13 protein-coding genes and 3 pseudogenes are annotated in these 15,697 nt (G+C 62.4%); all 16 read left to right on the top strand.

From position 1 onward, the window contains the following. Window positions 1-122: pseudogene (locus tag QMX78_RS14880) on the top strand (IS3 family transposase); the annotation flags it as partial. Between the two features lie 6 nt (window positions 123-128). Continuing rightward, window positions 129-242: pseudogene (locus QMX78_RS21605) on the top strand (phospholipase); the annotation flags it as partial. 227 nt (window positions 243-469) lie between these two features. Then, window positions 470-751: a helix-turn-helix domain-containing protein gene (locus QMX78_RS14875; RefSeq protein WP_282270893.1), complete on the top strand. Its 282-nt coding sequence runs from the start codon at window positions 470-472 to the stop codon at window positions 749-751. 35 nt (window positions 752-786) lie between these two features. Then, window positions 787-1,356 (top strand): Hsp20/alpha crystallin family protein, encoded by a 570-nt coding sequence (locus QMX78_RS14870; protein WP_049420580.1) that lies wholly within the window; start codon window positions 787-789, stop codon window positions 1,354-1,356. Between the two features lie 95 nt (window positions 1,357-1,451). Then, complete coding sequence (gene clpK / locus QMX78_RS14865; RefSeq protein ID WP_049420582.1) at window positions 1,452-4,301, top strand: heat shock survival AAA family ATPase ClpK; 2,850 nt, start codon at window positions 1,452-1,454, stop codon at window positions 4,299-4,301. Window positions 4,302-4,317: 16 nt separating this feature from the next. After that, complete coding sequence (gene cls / locus QMX78_RS14860) at window positions 4,318-5,748, top strand: cardiolipin synthase (protein WP_049441491.1); 1,431 nt, start codon at window positions 4,318-4,320, stop codon at window positions 5,746-5,748. Window positions 5,749-5,775: 27 nt separating this feature from the next. Beyond that, window positions 5,776-7,590 carry an ATP-dependent zinc metalloprotease FtsH gene (ftsH, locus tag QMX78_RS14855; RefSeq protein WP_049420586.1) on the top strand — a complete coding sequence of 605 codons (1,815 nt, stop codon included), beginning with the start codon at window positions 5,776-5,778 and terminating at the stop codon, window positions 7,588-7,590. 87 nt (window positions 7,591-7,677) lie between these two features. Then, window positions 7,678-8,136, top strand: coding sequence for a small heat shock protein sHSP20-GI (gene hsp20-GI / locus QMX78_RS14850; protein ID WP_262252121.1), 459 nt, complete (start codon window positions 7,678-7,680; stop codon window positions 8,134-8,136). Between the two features lie 22 nt (window positions 8,137-8,158). After that, window positions 8,159-9,073, top strand: coding sequence for a heat resistance protein YfdX1 (gene yfdX1 / locus QMX78_RS14845; RefSeq protein ID WP_282270882.1), 915 nt, complete (start codon window positions 8,159-8,161; stop codon window positions 9,071-9,073). A 102-nt stretch (window positions 9,074-9,175) separates the two neighbouring features. After that, a complete protein-coding gene (gene yfdX2 / locus QMX78_RS14840) occupies window positions 9,176-10,063 on the top strand; it encodes a heat resistance protein YfdX2 (RefSeq protein ID WP_049408527.1) in 888 nt (295 codons plus the stop codon). Window positions 10,064-10,159: 96 nt separating this feature from the next. Continuing rightward, the gene (locus tag QMX78_RS14835; RefSeq protein ID WP_282270880.1) at window positions 10,160-10,771 is read left to right on the top strand and encodes an HdeD family acid-resistance protein; all 612 of its coding nucleotides are present in this window, start codon (window positions 10,160-10,162) and stop codon (window positions 10,769-10,771) included. 79 nt (window positions 10,772-10,850) lie between these two features. Further along, the gene (locus QMX78_RS14830; RefSeq protein WP_049420592.1) at window positions 10,851-11,996 is read left to right on the top strand and encodes a hypothetical protein; all 1,146 of its coding nucleotides are present in this window, start codon (window positions 10,851-10,853) and stop codon (window positions 11,994-11,996) included. Beyond that, entirely contained in the window at window positions 11,986-12,426 is a 441-nt protein-coding gene (trx-GI, locus tag QMX78_RS14825; RefSeq protein ID WP_012761376.1) for a heat resistance system thioredoxin Trx-GI, read from the top strand. Before QMX78_RS14830 ends, trx-GI begins: the two co-directional genes overlap by 11 nt. A gap of 3 nt (window positions 12,427-12,429) precedes the next feature. After that, window positions 12,430-14,145 carry a heat resistance system K+/H+ antiporter KefB-GI gene (gene kefB-GI / locus QMX78_RS14820; RefSeq protein ID WP_049420595.1) on the top strand — a complete coding sequence of 572 codons (1,716 nt, stop codon included), beginning with the start codon at window positions 12,430-12,432 and terminating at the stop codon, window positions 14,143-14,145. Then, entirely contained in the window at window positions 14,142-14,639 is a 498-nt protein-coding gene (psiE-GI, locus tag QMX78_RS14815; RefSeq protein ID WP_049441486.1) for a heat resistance protein PsiE-GI, read from the top strand. Before kefB-GI ends, psiE-GI begins: the two co-directional genes overlap by 4 nt. Beyond that, window positions 14,617-15,586: pseudogene (locus tag QMX78_RS14810) on the top strand (zinc metalloprotease HtpX). The gene psiE-GI and the pseudogene QMX78_RS14810 overlap by 23 nt, the downstream one beginning before the upstream one ends. The last annotated feature ends 111 nt before the right edge of the window (window positions 15,587-15,697 follow it).

Raw genomic sequence — 15,697 nt, 5'->3', positions numbered from 1 at the left:
CCGCGAGGGCGGATGTGTTCGAATACATCGAGCGGTTCCACAACCCGAGGATGCGACGAAGGGTCGCCAGGCAAGACCAGAAGTTCTCAGCCCTTTTACAACCGTCCGTGATTTCGGGGTAGAACCCGAGCAGCCTCGGGGAAATCGTCGGTTGGGCGCACCAAGACGAGTTTCCGCCAAGGAACATGCGCACGAGCAAGGGGCTGCGGGCGCTCGGTTACAACGTGAGGATCGGTGTTTGATCTGCGGCCGTGGGCGGCGCCCGCAAGGTCCCGATCAACCCACCGTCCCCTGCGCCGGACCGGCCCGCCCTGGCATACCGTCCTTGAAGATTTGAGTCACATCAATCGGCCAGCAGATCGCTGGATGTTGACTCTTGACTTTCGGCATTCTAGGCGCACTATCTTGCAAAGTCTTGCAAGAACTTCCTCAGGCGAGGCCGCGTGACGACGGAACTTGTGGGGGTGGTATGACAGCGCGCCAGCAGGCGATCTTCACACTCGACGAGTTGGCTGCCTACTTTAAAGTCGGCAAGCGGACGCTTTACCGGCTCGCCGCGCACGGGGAAATTCCGGCCTTCAAGGTCGGCGGGACGTGGCGGTTTCGTCAAAGTGAAATCGATCGATGGATCAATGATCAGATCCAAGCAGGCAGAAAGAAGGAGGTGATACGCACAGATGAGCAGCCAAAGTCAGCGGAACACTCCGTGTCGTCTGGGCGCGCTGTCCGTCGCCGCAGGCAAACGGAGTGAGCGAGAGTCTTCAATTTTTCTTCTTGAGGTGTGACATGGACATTGATTTAAAGAAACTGGCTCCCTGGAACTGGTTCAAGAAGGAGCAGGAAGAACAACAGAGCACTGCCTCGCTGCCGGTGCAGCGCAATGACCTGTCGGTGGCGGGTGGGCCCGTCAGTCCCATTCTGCAATTGCATCGCGAGATCGACCGCCTGTTTGACGACGCGTTTCGAGGATTCGGTTTCCCGACGCTGGCCATGCCACGCTGGCCGTCGGAGTGGCCGGGCATGCTGAAGCCGGCGCTGGACATCCAGGAAACGGACAAGCAGTACACGATCGCCCTGGAAGTACCCGGCGTCGAGGAAAAGGACATTCGAATCACGCTCGATAACGATGTGTTGCTGGTGCGCGGTGAAAAGCGTCAGGAGCAGGAAACCAAAGACGGTGGTTTCCACCGGGTGGAGCGCTCCTACGGCAGCTTTCAGCGCGCTCTGAACCTGCCGGCCGATGCCAACCAGGACACGATCAAGGCCGCTTTCAAGAACGGCGTGCTCACGATAACGATGGACAAGCGCGAGGCCAGTACGCCCACGCAGGGGCGCTCGATCCCGATCAATGGCTGACGCCCACCGGCTAGTCCTTTGCAAGAAACCAAGTGAAGGGCGAGGCGCCTTGATCTGCGGTGCCTCGCCCAGTTAACCCTCTCAGGAGCATCAGCATGGCCAGAAAACAATGCCAAGTCTGCGGCCAACCCGCCACGGTGCGGGTGGAAGCCAATCTCAATGGTCGCCACAGCACCATGCTGTTGTGTGACGATCACTATCGCCAACTGGCGCGCCAGCAAAAGCGCACCGTCTCGCCGCTGGAGGCTCTGTTTGGCTCGCGCAGCGGTTTGTTCGAAGACTTCCTCGGCAGCGACTTCTTCCGCATCGGTGACGATGCACCGTCCGTGGCGGCTGATGCCGACGAAGTGGTCGATGCGTCTTTCGGCGAATCCGCTCCCGCAACGGCGGGCACGGCGCGCCGCCGCGGCAGTGGGCTGGCCAGCCGTATCAGCGAACAGTCTGAGGCCCTGTTGCAGGAAGCCGCCAAACATGCTGCCGAGTTCGGCCGGCCCGAAGTCGATACCGAACACCTGCTGCTGGCGCTGACCGACAGCGACGTGGTCAATACCATCTTAGGGCAGTTCAAGATCAAGGTCGATGACCTCAAACGGCAGATCGAATCCGAAGCCAAGCGTGGCGACAAGCCGTTCGAAGGCGAGATCGGCGTGTCGCCACGTGTCAAGGATGCGCTCAGCCGAGCCTTCGTGGCCTCCAACGAGTTGAGTCATTCCTATGTGGGGCCAGAGCACTTTCTGATCGGCCTGGCCGAAGAAGGCGAAGGCTTGGCAGCCAACCTGCTGCGCCGCTACGGGCTCACGCCGCAGGCGCTGCGCCAGCAGGTGAGCAAGGTGGTCGGCAAGGGGGCCGAGGACGGCCGTGCCGAGACGCCGACCAATACGCCGGAACTCGACAAGTATTCGCGCGACCTCACCAAGATGGCGCGCGAGGGCAAGCTCGATCCGGTCATCGGTCGCGCGCAGGAGATCGAGACGACCATCGAAGTGCTGGCCCGGCGCAAGAAGAACAACCCGGTGCTGATCGGCGAACCCGGCGTCGGCAAGACCGCCATCGTCGAAGGGCTGGCGCAGCGCATGGTCGCAGGCGAAGTGCCCGAAACGCTGCGTGACAAGCGCCTGGTCGAACTCAACATCAATGCCATGGTGGCCGGCGCCAAGTACCGCGGCGAGTTCGAGGAGCGCGTGCAGAAGGTGCTCAAGGAAGTGACCGAGCACCAGGGGGAGCTGATTCTCTTCATCGACGAGGTGCACACCATCGTCGGTGCCGGCCAAGGTGGCGGCGAAGGCGGGCTGGACGTGGCCAACGTCTTCAAGCCGATGATGGCGCGCGGCGAGCTGAACCTGATCGGCGCCACCACGCTCAACGAGTATCAGAAGTACATCGAAAAGGATGCCGCGCTGGAGCGTCGCTTCCAGCCGGTGATGGTGCCCGAGCCGACGGTAGCGCAGACCATGATGATTTTGCGCGGCCTGCGCGACACCTTCGAGGCCCACCACAAGGTCAGCATCACCGAGGACGCGATCATTGCCGCCGCCGAGTTGTCCGATCGCTACATCACCGCGCGCTTTTTGCCCGACAAGGCCATCGACCTGCTCGACCAGGCGGCCGCACGCGTGAAGCTGTCGGCCACGGCCCGCCCGGTGGCCGTGCAAGAGCTGGAGGCCGAACTGCATCAGTTGCGGCGCGAACAGGATTACGTGGCCTCGCGCAAGCAGTACGAGAAGGCTTCCGAGCTCGGCCAGCGCATCGAGGCCAAAGAGGCCGAACTAAAGAAGCTCGTCGAGGATTGGGAGCGCGAGCGCGCCTCGGGCAGCGCCGAGGTCAAGGCAGAGCACGTGGCGCAGATCGTCTCGCGGCTGACCGGCATCCCGGTCAACGAGCTGACGGTGGAAGAACGCGAGAAGCTGCTGCATCTGGAACAGCGGCTGCATGAGCGCCTGGTGGGACAGGACGAAGCAGTACGTGCCGTGGCCGATGCCGTGCGGCTGTCGCGCGCGGGCCTGCGCGAAGGCAGCAAGCCAGTGGCCACCTTCCTGTTCCTCGGGCCGACGGGTGTGGGCAAGACCGAACTCGCCAAGGCACTGGCCGAGTCCGTCTATGGCGATGAGGGTGCGCTGCTGCGCATCGACATGTCCGAGTACGGTGAACGCCATAGCGTGGCACGCCTGGTGGGCGCGCCTCCGGGTTATGTGGGCTACGACGAGGGCGGCCAGCTCACCGAGAAGGTGCGCCGCAAGCCCTACAGCGTGCTGCTGCTCGACGAGATCGAAAAGGCGCACCCCGACGTCTACAACATCCTGCTGCAGGTGTTCGACGACGGCCGGCTCACCGACGGCAAGGGCCGGGTGGTGGATTTCACCAACACCATCATCATCGCCACCTCGAATCTGGGCTCGGACATCATCCAGCGTCGTCTCAAGGCGCGTGGTGCGGCCGGCGAGGAGTACGAAAAGACCAAGGCCGAGGTGATGGACGTGTTGCGCGGCCACTTCCGGCCCGAGTTTCTCAACCGTATCGACGAGATCATCGTCTTCCATGCGCTGGGCAAGGAGGAGATCCGCCATATCGTCGGCCTGCAGCTCGATCGCGTGGCCCGCAACGCCGCCAGCCAGGGCGTGACGCTCAGCTTCGATCAGACCTTGATCGACCACTTCGCAGAGGAAGGCTACAAACCCGAGTTCGGAGCGCGCGAGCTCAAGCGGCTGATCCGCAGCGAACTGGAGACCGCATTGGCGCGCGAGATGCTGGGTGGCGGTATCGGCAAGGGCGATCACGCCAGCGCCCGCTGGGACGACAAGGCCGAACGCGTCGTCTTCGAGCGCAAGGAGCCACCCGCGCAGCCGGCCGAGCCTGATAAGCCCGATGCCGCGAACGTGGCCGAGGCACCGCCGAACGGCGAGAGCAAGCCTAAGCGCAAGAAGAAGTCAGCGGGCGGCGAATCTTGAGCGATGGGAGGCTGTCGTGTCCGACCCCAACGGGCTGACATTGGCAGCCACCCTCGTGTCGCTGGCGGTCGCTATCCCCACAGCGGGGCACGCGATCATCTACAAGCGTGACCCGCGATCGGCCACGCTGTGGGTACTGCTGATCGCCTTGTTGCCGCTGGGCGGTTCGCTGCTGTATGGGCTGTTCGGCATCAACCGTTACCAGCGGCGGGCGCGGCGGCTTTTTCCGGGAGCAGATCATGCTGTTCGGCAAGGCCTCTCGCCCACGATGCCCGAGGCTGTTTCGGCGCCGCTTGCCGGTCTGGCGCACCTGGTGGGACGCGCCACCGGCCAGTCGCTGACCGGCGGCAACCGCACCGAGCCGCTTGTCGATGGCGAGCAGGCCTACCCGGCCATGCTCGCCGCCATCGAATCGGCGCGGTACAGCGTCGCCCTGGCCTCGTACATCTTCGACAGCCAAGGCATCGGGGCGCAGTTCGTCGATGCGCTGCGCCGGGCTCATGAGCGCGGCGTGCAAGTGCGGGTGCTGATCGACGACGTCTCTGCCCGCTGGACGCACCGCAGCGCCTACCGCGCCTTGCAACGCGCCGGCGTTCCGGCGGCGACGTTCAACCCGACGTTGATTCCCGCGCGCCTGCATGCCGCGCATCTGCGCAATCACCGCAAGCTGCTAGTGATCGATGGCGAGACAGGTTTCACCGGTGGCATGAACATCTGCAGCACGTATTGGCGGCCCGATGCGCCGGGCCAGGCCTGTCACGATTTGCACTTTCGTCTGCGCGGGCCAGTGGTTGCGCATCTGATGGGGTGCTTCACCGATGATTGGTGCGATACCACGGGCGAGCGGCTCAGCGAGGGTTTCTGGGGCGAATCGCCCGCAACGGCTGATGAACAAGGAAACTCTTGGGCGCGCGGCATCGAGGCCGGTCCCGATGACGCCCTGGACCGGATGCGCTGGACCTTCATGGGCGCTTTGAGCGCCGCGAAGCATTCGGTGCGCATCTGGACACCTTACTTCGTCCCCGATCAGCCGATGATCGCGGCGCTGAGCACGGCCGCGATGCGCGGCGTGCGTGTCGAGGTGCTGACACCCGCGAGCTGCGACCATCCTACGGTGCAGTGGGCTGCGCGCGCCCACTACTGGCAGGTGATGGAGCACGGTGTACGCATCTTCGAGCGGCAGGGCCCCTTCGATCACACCAAGCTGATGCTGGTCGATGGCCGATGGTGTTGCCTGGGTTCGGCCAACTGGGACGCGCGCAGCCTGCGCCTCAACTTCGAGTTCAATGTCGAGGTCTACGACGCCACGCTGTGCACACAGCTGGAGGCGCTCTTCGATGCCGCCCTTCATGAGTCCGACGAAGTATCAGTGGTGGCACTGCGCTCCCGCTCGCTGGCCATCCGTTTGCGTGACGGCGCGGCCCGTCTGTTCACCCCCGTTCTTTAGCGACACGACCTTCGCGGAACACGGCCCTTGGAAAAGAAAGATCAATGGAACATCGGCTACTGGATCGTCGCCGGCCTGTTGCTCTTGACGCTGCAAAACTACTTGCAGGCGGCGCAGACCGTCGAGCCCGTGCCCTACAGCGAATTCGAAAAGGCGCTGGCCGGGGGGGGCGGCGCCGAGGTGCTGGTGTCGGACCGCACGGTGACCGGGCGTCTGAAATCGCCGGACAGTCGTGGCAAAGCCACACTCGTGGCCACGCGCGTCGAGCCCGATCTCGCCGAGCGGCTGTCGAAATACGACGTGCCCTATGCCCGCGTGGTGGAAAGCACTTGGCTGCGCGACATCCTGTCCTGGATCTTGCCGGGGGTGGCCTTCTTCGGCGTCTGGTTCTTCCTGTTCCGCCGCTTTGCCGAGAAGCAGGGCATGGGCGGGTTCCTGAGCATCGGCAAGAGCCGCGCCAAGGTGTTCATGGAGAAGAACACTGGCGTGACCTTTGCCGATGTCGCTGGCGTCGATGAAGCCAAGGCGGAGTTGGTTGAGATCGTCGATTTCCTCAAGAATCCGCAGGAGTATGGACGGCTCGGGGCGCGCATTCCCAAGGGCGTGTTGCTGGTCGGCCCACCGGGCACGGGCAAGACCCTACTGGCCAAGGCCGTGGCGGGCGAGGCCGGGGTGCCGTTCTTCTCCATCTCAGGCTCGGAGTTCGTCGAGATGTTCGTCGGCGTGGGTGCGGCGCGCGTGCGCGACCTGTTCGAGCAGGCGCGCGGGCAGGCGCCGGCCATCATCTTCATCGACGAACTCGACGCACTGGGCCGCGCGCGCGGTGTCGGCGGCCCCATCGGCGGCCACGACGAGCGCGAACAGACCCTCAACCAGCTGCTCACGGAGATGGACGGCTTCGACAGTTCGGTGGGGCTGATCATCCTCGCTGCCACCAACCGGCCGGAGATCCTCGATCAGGCCTTGCTTCGCGCCGGTCGCTTCGACCGCCAGGTGCTGGTGGACCGGCCCGACAAGAAGGGACGGCTGGACATCCTGAAAGTCCACGTCAAGAAGGTGACGCTGGCTCAGGATATCGATCTCGAACAGGTGGCGGCGCTGACCACCGGCTTTTCCGGCGCTGATCTGGCCAATCTCGTGAACGAAGCAGCGCTGAACGCGACGCGGCGCAAGGCGCAGGCTGTGGAACTGCAAGACTTCACCGCCGCCATCGAGCGCATCGTGGCCGGCCTGGAAAGGAAGAACCGTGTGCTCAATCCGAAGGAGCGGGAAACCGTGGCCTATCACGAGATGGGCCATGCGCTGGCGGCGCTGGCGCTGCCCGGCACCGACCCCGTGCACAAGATCTCGATCATCCCGCGCGGCATCGGCGCGCTGGGCTACACGCTGCAACGCCCCACCGAAGACCGCTTCCTGATGACGCGCGCCGCTCTGGAACACAAGATCGCCGTGCTGGGCGGTCGTGCGGCCGAGAAGCTCGTGTTCGGCGAGCTGTCCACCGGGGCGGCCGATGACCTCGCACGGGCCACCGACATTGCCCGCGACATGATCACCCGCTTTGGCATGGACGAAGGACTGGGCTACATCGCCTTCGAGGCGCAGCGGCCACGCTTTCTCGATACACCGGAACTGGCCCACGGCGGCTGCCGGGTGGCCGAATCGACCCAGGCGCGCATCGATCAGGCCATCCGCGACATCGTGATGGGCGTGTTCGAGCGCGCCTACCGGATCCTCGACACCAACCGCGCGGTGCTGGAGCGTTGTGCGCGCGAGCTGCTGGCGCGGGAAACGCTCGACGAAAGCGATATCCGTCAATTGACTCAAGGACTTGTTCGGAACTGAAAACTGTAGTAAGAACCATTCAGAGTAAACCGACGGCTCTGTTCAGTGCGTCATCCAATTCGCCGGAATTGTTCAAGGAGAACCGATATGTCTGCATTGACTCCGTGGGACCCCTTCCGGGAACTGGATGAATTGCAAAACCGCCTGGCGACGATGTTGGGACGGACACCCCAGCGACAGGGCGCCCGTACCGGCAACGAAGCCATGACCACGGCGGACTGGGCACCAATGGTGGACATCAGCGAGGATGAGAACGCATTCATCCTCAAACTGGATCTGCCGGAGGTCCCCAAGGATGCCGTGCGCGTCAGCGCGGAAAACGGTGTGCTCACCATCAGCGGCGAGCGCAAACTGGAAAAAGAGGAGCAGGGCAAGAAGTTCCACCGCATCGAACGTGCGTATGGCCGCTTTGTGCGCAGCTTTGTCTTGCCTGACAACGTTGATCCGACCAAGGTGACGGCTTCGATGAAAGACGGCGCGCTGGAAGTGCGGCTTGTCAAGGCCGAGCAAGCCAAACCGAAACAGATTGAAATCTCAGTCAACTAACTTTAACTAGGAACCCAAGATCATGAATATCAAACAGCCCCAATCAACCTTCTCCGCACTTGCCCTGGCGGTCGTCGTCGGACTGAGCGGACCGGCTCTGGCCCAATCGGCGGCAGGTTCTAGCCCAGGTGCTGCAGCACCCTCTGCCGCATCCAAAGCGGCGCAGCCACAGGTAGATGACAAGGCCGCCCGGGAAGCCGATAAAAAGCGCGCCAAACTCGCCCAAGATGCAATCACTGCGCTGGCCAAGACCCATGAGGCATTGATCCTCCTTGATGCAAGGAAGACCAAGGAGGCGCTCGCTGCGCTGGAACTGGCCAGCGGAAAGCTGGAACTGGTATTGGCGCGTGACCCAAAACTTGCTTTGGCGCCGGTCGATGTACGCGTCATCACCCACGATATCCACGCCAACGTGGAATCGGTCAAGAAAGCGGTCAAGTTGTCTCGGGAGTTGTTGGATGATGGCGAGGTGCAAAAGGCACGGCCCATTATTGCCAATCTTGCCAGCGAAATCGTGATCGAAACCGACAACCTGCCGATGGCAACGTACCCGGCAGCGATCAATTCGGCCGCACGGCTCATCGACAGCGGCAAGATTGACGATGCCAAGGCGGTGCTCGCCCGAGCGCTGAACACGCTGGTGAGGACCTCGGTCGCCTTTCCTCTGCCCGTGCTACGGGCCGAAGCCGCGATGGCAAAAGCGGAAAAGCTGGCCGAGACCGGCAAGCGCAATGCCAAACAGAGCGAGGAGCTCAGCGCCCTGCTGGCCTACGTGCGCACGGAAATCGAGCTGGCGCAGATCCTGGGTTATGGCAAGAAGGCGGACTTCAAGCCCATCTTCGATCAGGTGAAGGCTATCGAGCAGAAATCCGCCGGAGGAAAAAGCGGCAAGGGATGGTTCGACGAGTTGAAGACGCGCCTCCAAAAGCTGTTTTGAGGTGATGAAGGGGCCGACTGTTCGGTCGGTCAGTCTCGCGATGTTCGCAGTCAGCCCCAATAGATTCGCCTATTTTCACTAACTCATACGAGGCATATCACCATGAATGAGCAAACATCGAATCCCAATGCGACGAACAAAGAAATAAACGAACAGGCCGCGGTAAGCAGCCTTCCTGTCAGTCCAGAGGCCAAGCCTGAAGTCGTCACGGAGGTACAGCCTGAGGTTCAGAAGGAAACGGACTCGCAGGCGGCAGACAAACGTAAACAAGTCCTCGATGAGGCCGTCTCGGCCTTGGCGCTGACCAAATCAGCGCTGGCCGCACTTGACGGCAAGGACGCTGCACGCGCATTGGCAACGCTGGCCGAAGTGACGGGAAAGCTGGAGCTGATCGTTGCGCGCGAACCCACGCTCGCCCTGGCCCCCGTTGATGTGCGCACCATCGTGCACGACTTGTTCGCCAACACGGAAACCATTGAGGCGATGACCGACGAGGCGCTGGATGCCCTCAAACATGGCGAGGTGCAACAGGCACGTCACGTGCTGGCTTTGCTGGCCAGTGAAATCGTGATCGCGGTCACCAACATCCCTCTGGCGTCCTATCCCGCAGCCGTGAAGTCAGTCGTGCCGCTGATCGATCAGGGCAAGATTGAAGAAGCCAAAGCCGCGCTGCAGGCAGCGCTCAGCACGCTGGTCGAGACGCGCAGCGTGCATCCGCTGCCCGCCCTGCGCGCCAGGCTGCTCCTGAAGCGCGCCGAGACCTTGGTAGAAGATGGTCAGCGGAGCGAAGCGTCCAATGAGCGCCTGGAGACATTATTGAAAGAAGCGCGGCAGCAGTTGGAAATGGCAGAACTGCTGGGCTATGGAAAGAAGAAGGACTTTGAGCCCCTATATGCTGAACTCAAGAAAGTCAAGCAAAAGACGGCTGGGGGAGGCAGCGGAAAAGGCTGGCTCGATGAAATCAAGGCAAAGCTGTCCAAGTTGTTCTGAAACCGCTGGATAGGGCGTAAGAGGGGCGCGTCGCGCCCCTCTCTTGGCTCAGGAGTGTTTACTTTTTCACCCCACTAGATCTTTAGGAGATATAGCATGAACACATACACCATCGCCGATTCCAGTGCGGATGAGCCCACCAAAACACTGTGTTCATTGACCGAAAATTGGTGGATTTTTGCGTTGCGCGGTGTCTTGGCATTGATTTTCGCAGCCCTTGCGTTCTGGATGCCGCAATCGGCTCTGTTGGCCATGACCTTAGTGTTCGGAGCATTTTCCTTGGTCAATGGCGCTTTCAACTTGGTTGCAGCGGTGCGCCATATCCAGAAAAAAGAGCGCTGGGGCTGGCTGCTGTTCAGCGGCATTGTCGGCATACTTACCGGCGTCGTCGTCCTGGTTGCTCCTTGGGTCGCCACGATGGTCATGGCTTCTTTTTTATGGGCTAGCGTGGGGTTCTGGGCGATTTTCACCGGTGTGCTGGAGATATCCGCCGCCGTTCGGCTGCGTCAAGAAATCAAGGGTGAAATCTGGCTTGCCTTCAGTGGACTGCTCTCGATTGTCCTTGGCGCTATCGTCTTGTGGATATTTTTTTCCCGTCCGGTCGAGTCATTCCTGGCCGCAGGCTGGCTGTTGGGCTTCTATGCGGCAGTCTCTGGTGTCACGCTTTTGTTCTTGAGTTGGCGTCTTCGCAAAACGCGCCAGGGATAAGAGCGGGTCAAACTAAATTCTATGGATATGAGCATTTTCGGTTCGTGCCTCCATAGAAATGACATCAAAGGAGTCATGCATGCAGATGCAATATAGCTATCGAGCTATCGACAAAGAGTTTCATGAACCATGGCAGAGAGCTTTGGGAAATGTGATCGAGCACGCCCTCAAGCCATTGCTCGACAAACACACTAAAGATTCAGTGCGACTTCAAATCGTCCTTGATCGCGACAAGATCAAGCGGCAATTTCTGGCCAGTGGCTATATGCACCTGCCCGGCAAAAAGATTGTCAGCGTTACTGCATCACATGACGAGCTGACGCCCCTCGCGCGGAAGCTCGCACAGTCGTTGTTCCGTCAGGCCAAGAAGCATTTTGACCGGCTGCATGCTCAGGACCAAATCAAGCGCAAAGCACGACGCGCTCGCTTGCGCGAGCTTAAGGTGCGAATTGCCGCAAAACCCGCGTCAGCCGCCCATGAGGCCAAAGTGACCCGAATGCCTCTACTGTCGAAACTTGAGGCTGTCGCAAGGCGTGAGCTGGCTTATCTGCGTGCCGTCGGCGATTTACCGCGCGATTATCCGACGCTGCGCGACGTGGTGGATGAAGCGATTGTCCAAGCTGAGGTGGAATGGCAATCCGTGCCGGAAGAAAAAGCGGCTTACTTCGGTCTTCTGAAGCATCTGTTCGCCGTCCTGGATCACGAAGTGGCAAACAGCCGGCAATTTGGCGAATTCGTTTCTCTGGACGCGCCGGTCGAAGCGGATGCCCAGGACGTCGCCGAGGCCATGGTGGAAGAGGAAGTCTTCGAATTTTATCAGCCCGACGACACACTCAGGCTGGCCGATATCATCGCTGACAGTCAGCATCCCGATGCCGCAACGATCGCGGAACAGGAGGAGCTAGTTGATCGGTCGAGCGAGTTCGCTTTTGCATTCGACCTGCTGAAGGACATGCCGCGTTTGTGGCGGCGCATTTTTCTGCTTATCCGTGTGGACGGGCTGGATGCCAGCAGCGTCTCTGAAATCCTGCTGATTCCTAGTAAGGAAGATACTGTCCAAAGGTGGCTGATGCAGGCCGAAGCGTTCATCGCTGCTCATTTGGAAGAGGCCGGAGTAAGCAAAGACGGGAACGATTGGCTCCAAGGCGTTGATTGGTCGGCATTGTCTGTGACCCGAAGCGCGGCAGCCTCACTGTGGTCCAAGGAGGCGAACCATGAAGAATGATCTTCACCTCGTCTGTCCGCATTGCCAGTCCATCAACCGCGTACCGACTGCGAAGCTATCGGAACATCCCAACTGCGGCCGCTGCCAGCAGCCCTTGTTCACGGGCGAACCCATCGAGTTGACCACGGCGACGTTTTCGCGCCACGTGGAGCGCAGCGACCTGCCACTGTTGGTCGATTTCTGGGCACCTTGGTGCGGGCCGTGCAAGATGATGGCCCCGCAATTCCAGCAAGCGGCGCGCCAGCTCGAACCCAGGGTCAGGCTGGCCAAGGTCAATACCGAGGCAGAACCCCACCTGGCCGCGCAGTTCGGCATCCGCAGCATTCCGACGCTCGCCCTGTTCCAGGGTGGGCGGGAGATCGGGCGTCAGGCCGGCGCCTTGGGCGCGCAGGACATCGTGCGCTGGGCATCTGCACAGGTGGGGCGCTGACCGATGCAGGACTTGCTCGGCGCCACCCTGATCCTGCTGGCGGCATGCAGCCTCGCGGCGGTGGCGACGGCGGCGTTCAGAGTACCCGCCTTGCTGGGTTACCTCGCCATCGGCGCCTTGCTGGGCCCGTCGGTCAGCGGTGTAGTCGCGCCGGGAGAAGCGCTTGATTTTCTGTCCGAGCTGGGCGTGGCCCTGCTGCTGTTCATGGTTGGGCTGGAGTTCTCCCTCGGGCACTTCTGGCTTTCCCGTAAAACCGTATTGGCGTCCGGCAGCTTGCAGATGATCGCTGTCGCCACGCCACTGACCTTGATGTTGATGTGGCTGGGACAGCCAGTTCAGAGCGCTGCGTTGCTCAGCACTGCGGCGGCCATGTCGTCCACGGCGCTGGTCAGCCGACAGCTGGCCGACCAAGGCGAGCTCACCACCCGCCACGGCCGCAGCGCCATCGCCGTGCTGGTCTTTCAGGACCTGGCCAGCGTGCCCCTGCTGGCCCTGCTGGCGATCTGGGCGCGCGGCGAGTCGCCGAAGATCGAGAGCGTGCTGCTCGAAGTGTTGGGCGTGCTGATGTTGTTCGCGGCAGCGGCCCTCGCCTCCCGTCGTCTGTTGCATGGCCTGCTGGGCTGGGTGGCGCGGCAGGGCCACGAAGAATCCTTCGTGCTGGTTTCCTTGTGCGTGGTGGTGGCTGCCGCCGCTGCTGCACACGCGGTCGGCGTATCCGCCGCCCTGGGTGCGTTTTTGGCCGGCATGGTGCTGGGCGAGAGCGACTTCCGTCACCACATGGAAAGCCACCTCAAACCGTTTCGCGATGTGTTGTCGGGGGTGTTCTTCGTGACCATCGGCCTGCAGTTGGACGGAGCACAGATTCTTTCGGCACCGCTGACGGTGTTGGCGTGGCTGGCAGTGCTGGTGCCGGTCAAGATCGGGCTCAACACCCTGGCCTTGCGGGCGACGCGCCTATCCGCCCTCGATGCCTGGCGCACGGGCATAGCGTTGGGGCATGGCGGCGAGTTCGCCCTGCTGTTGTTGGGCATGGTCTTGCAGCAGCATCTGATTCCCGCGACCGTCGTACAACCCATGCTGGTCGCGCTGGTGCTCAGCATGGCCTTGGCACCGCTGCTGATCCGCCATCACGATGTACTTGCCCGGTTCTTGAGCCGCACCGGCGGCGTCATTCAGCCACCCCAGGCTGAAGAAGTTGAGATCACTGCGCAGACAGCGCGATTTCGAGACCACGTCATCATTTGCGGCGCGGGCGAGCTTGGCCTGACCGTCAGTGAGATTCTTCGCCACGCCGGCGTGGCGCATCTGCTGCTGGAAGCAGACGAGCAGAAGGTAGAGGCCGAGCGTGCCGCCGGCGTGCCGGTGTTCCATGGCGATGCGAGTCGGCCCGATACCCTGCTGGCTGCCGGGTTGGCACAAGCGCGTCTGGTGGTGCTCACGTTCGCCCATGCCCAGCAAGTGCTGCGCATCGCCCAGGCGATTGCCGAGCGCCGTCCGGCGCTGACCTTGTGGGTGTCATGCGGAAGAACGACCGCGGCCGATGCATTTCGCGCCACGCCCAACGTGCGTGTGTACCAGCAATCCTTTGCCGCAGGCCTTGGGCTGGCGGAACAAGTGATGTCGTCGCTTGGCATGTCGGCCGAGCTCGTCGAACGAAACATCAGTGCGATGCGCCGCCGTCTCGACAGCGGCAATGTCGCAGGGAGTCCATCTGCATGAAGTCAACAGGCCGCAATCCATTTCAGGTGTTCAGTGACCAATGGGCCATCATGAGTTTATACGAGCGCTTCGAGCAGGTCGTCGCCCTCGTTCTGTCGGCGGTAATTGCCGTCATCATCGTGGTGTCGCTGTTCCAGCTCATCGCCATCGTCTTCACGCTGCTGGTCCTCGATGCCTTCAATCCCCTGGATCACAAGGTATTCCAGAGTGTGTTCGGCATGATCATGACGCTCTTGATCGCGATGGAATTCAAGCATTCCATTGTGCGCGTGGCGCTGCGTCGGGACAGCATCATCCAGGTCAAGACCGTGATCCTCATCGGCCTGATCGCGCTGGCGCGCAAGTTCGTGATCCTCGAGCCCGAGGCGAGCCCCGCAAAGATAGCCGCGCTGGCAGGCGCCACGCTGGCTCTGGGTGCGACCTACTGGCTGCTGCGCAAGCGCGGCGACCGCGCCGCCGAGACCTCTGAGCATGACCCGTCATCATCCCAGTGATCCGCGCACGGCGCTGTTGCAACACCGCTGGCTCAACCGCCTGCAGACCGGGCTGTTGGTCCTGACCCTGGTCGGCATCGCAGCCGCAGCAGGGAGACTGCCGTTTGGGGAAGGCGGCCTGTGGCTCGCGCTGTTTGCCGTTGCAGGTGCGTTGCTGCTGGAACCGGTAGCCGCGTCGGCGCTGAGCTTGCGCCTGTACCGCGTACGGGCCTTGCACCCGCAAGAAGCCCACGAGATGTCGACCCTGTTGCGCGAGCTGCCCGCCCGTGCCGGTTTGCCCGCAACGCCGGTGCCGCACCGCACTACGTGCCCAGTGCCGTCGTCAACGCCTTCGCCACCGGATCGAAGCAGGAGGCATCGATCGCCCTCACCGATGGCTTGCTGCGCCGCCTGGCCCACGCGAGCTGGCGGGTGTGCTCGCGCACGAGATCGCGCACATCACCAATGAGGATCTGCGCGTCATGAGGCTGGCGGATTCCGTCAGTCGCCTCACGAGCCTGCTGGCCCTCATGGGACAAATCGCGATCCTGCTCAACCTGCCCGCGCTGCTGGTTGGCGCGGCGGAGGTCTATTGGCCTGGTTTATTGTTATTGGCCGCATCGCCCCAGCTGGCCCTGCTCGCACAGCTCGGCTTGTCTCGCGTGCGTGAGTTCGACGCTGACCGCCTCGCTGCGGAACTGACTGGCGACCCGCAGGGGCTTGCGTCCGCGCTGGCGAAAGTCGAGCGGGTCAGCCGCTCCTGGCGCGCCTGGTTGTGGCCGGGATGGGGCAATCCCGAACCCTTCTGGTTGCGCACGCATCCGGCCACGCAAGAACGCATCTCACGCCTACTGACGTTGGCGGCTGGGCCAGCATCAGCGTTGCCACTCCACGCGCCCCATTTCTTGCCGGAATCCGCTTTGACGCCGCGCCCACCGCGCTGGCGCCCGAGCGGGCTGTGGCGCTGATTGCCTATCAACAGGAGACTTCTCATGGCCTACCCCGACCCGTACCAACGTCCCGCGCCCGCCCCCCGCGGCCCGCGCGGGGGCGGCCGCACCCCCCCGGGTTCCGCGCGC

The sequence above is a fragment of the Stenotrophomonas sp. PS02298 genome (assembly GCF_029959445.1).
Classification (GTDB): domain Bacteria; phylum Pseudomonadota; class Gammaproteobacteria; order Xanthomonadales; family Xanthomonadaceae; genus Stenotrophomonas.
This window is presented reverse-complemented; position numbering and strand designations above follow the sequence as displayed.

What these genes read in the sequence shown, in the direction of transcription:
- clpK (WP_049420582.1), top strand. Translation starts at nt 1,452, where the DNA reads ATGGCCAGAAAACAATGCCAAGTCTGCGGCCAACCCGCCACGGTGCGG.
- yfdX1 (WP_282270882.1), top strand. Translation starts at nt 8,159, where the DNA reads ATGAATATCAAACAGCCCCAATCAACCTTCTCCGCACTTGCCCTGGCG.
- psiE-GI (WP_049441486.1), top strand. Translation starts at nt 14,142, where the DNA reads ATGAAGTCAACAGGCCGCAATCCATTTCAGGTGTTCAGTGACCAATGG.
- QMX78_RS14870 (WP_049420580.1), top strand. Translation starts at nt 787, where the DNA reads ATGGACATTGATTTAAAGAAACTGGCTCCCTGGAACTGGTTCAAGAAG.
- trx-GI (WP_012761376.1), top strand. Translation starts at nt 11,986, where the DNA reads ATGAAGAATGATCTTCACCTCGTCTGTCCGCATTGCCAGTCCATCAAC.
- QMX78_RS14875 (WP_282270893.1), top strand. Translation starts at nt 470, where the DNA reads ATGACAGCGCGCCAGCAGGCGATCTTCACACTCGACGAGTTGGCTGCC.
- kefB-GI (WP_049420595.1), top strand. Translation starts at nt 12,430, where the DNA reads ATGCAGGACTTGCTCGGCGCCACCCTGATCCTGCTGGCGGCATGCAGC.
- yfdX2 (WP_049408527.1), top strand. Translation starts at nt 9,176, where the DNA reads ATGAATGAGCAAACATCGAATCCCAATGCGACGAACAAAGAAATAAAC.
- hsp20-GI (WP_262252121.1), top strand. Translation starts at nt 7,678, where the DNA reads ATGTCTGCATTGACTCCGTGGGACCCCTTCCGGGAACTGGATGAATTG.
- QMX78_RS14830 (WP_049420592.1), top strand. Translation starts at nt 10,851, where the DNA reads ATGCAGATGCAATATAGCTATCGAGCTATCGACAAAGAGTTTCATGAA.
- QMX78_RS14835 (WP_282270880.1), top strand. Translation starts at nt 10,160, where the DNA reads ATGAACACATACACCATCGCCGATTCCAGTGCGGATGAGCCCACCAAA.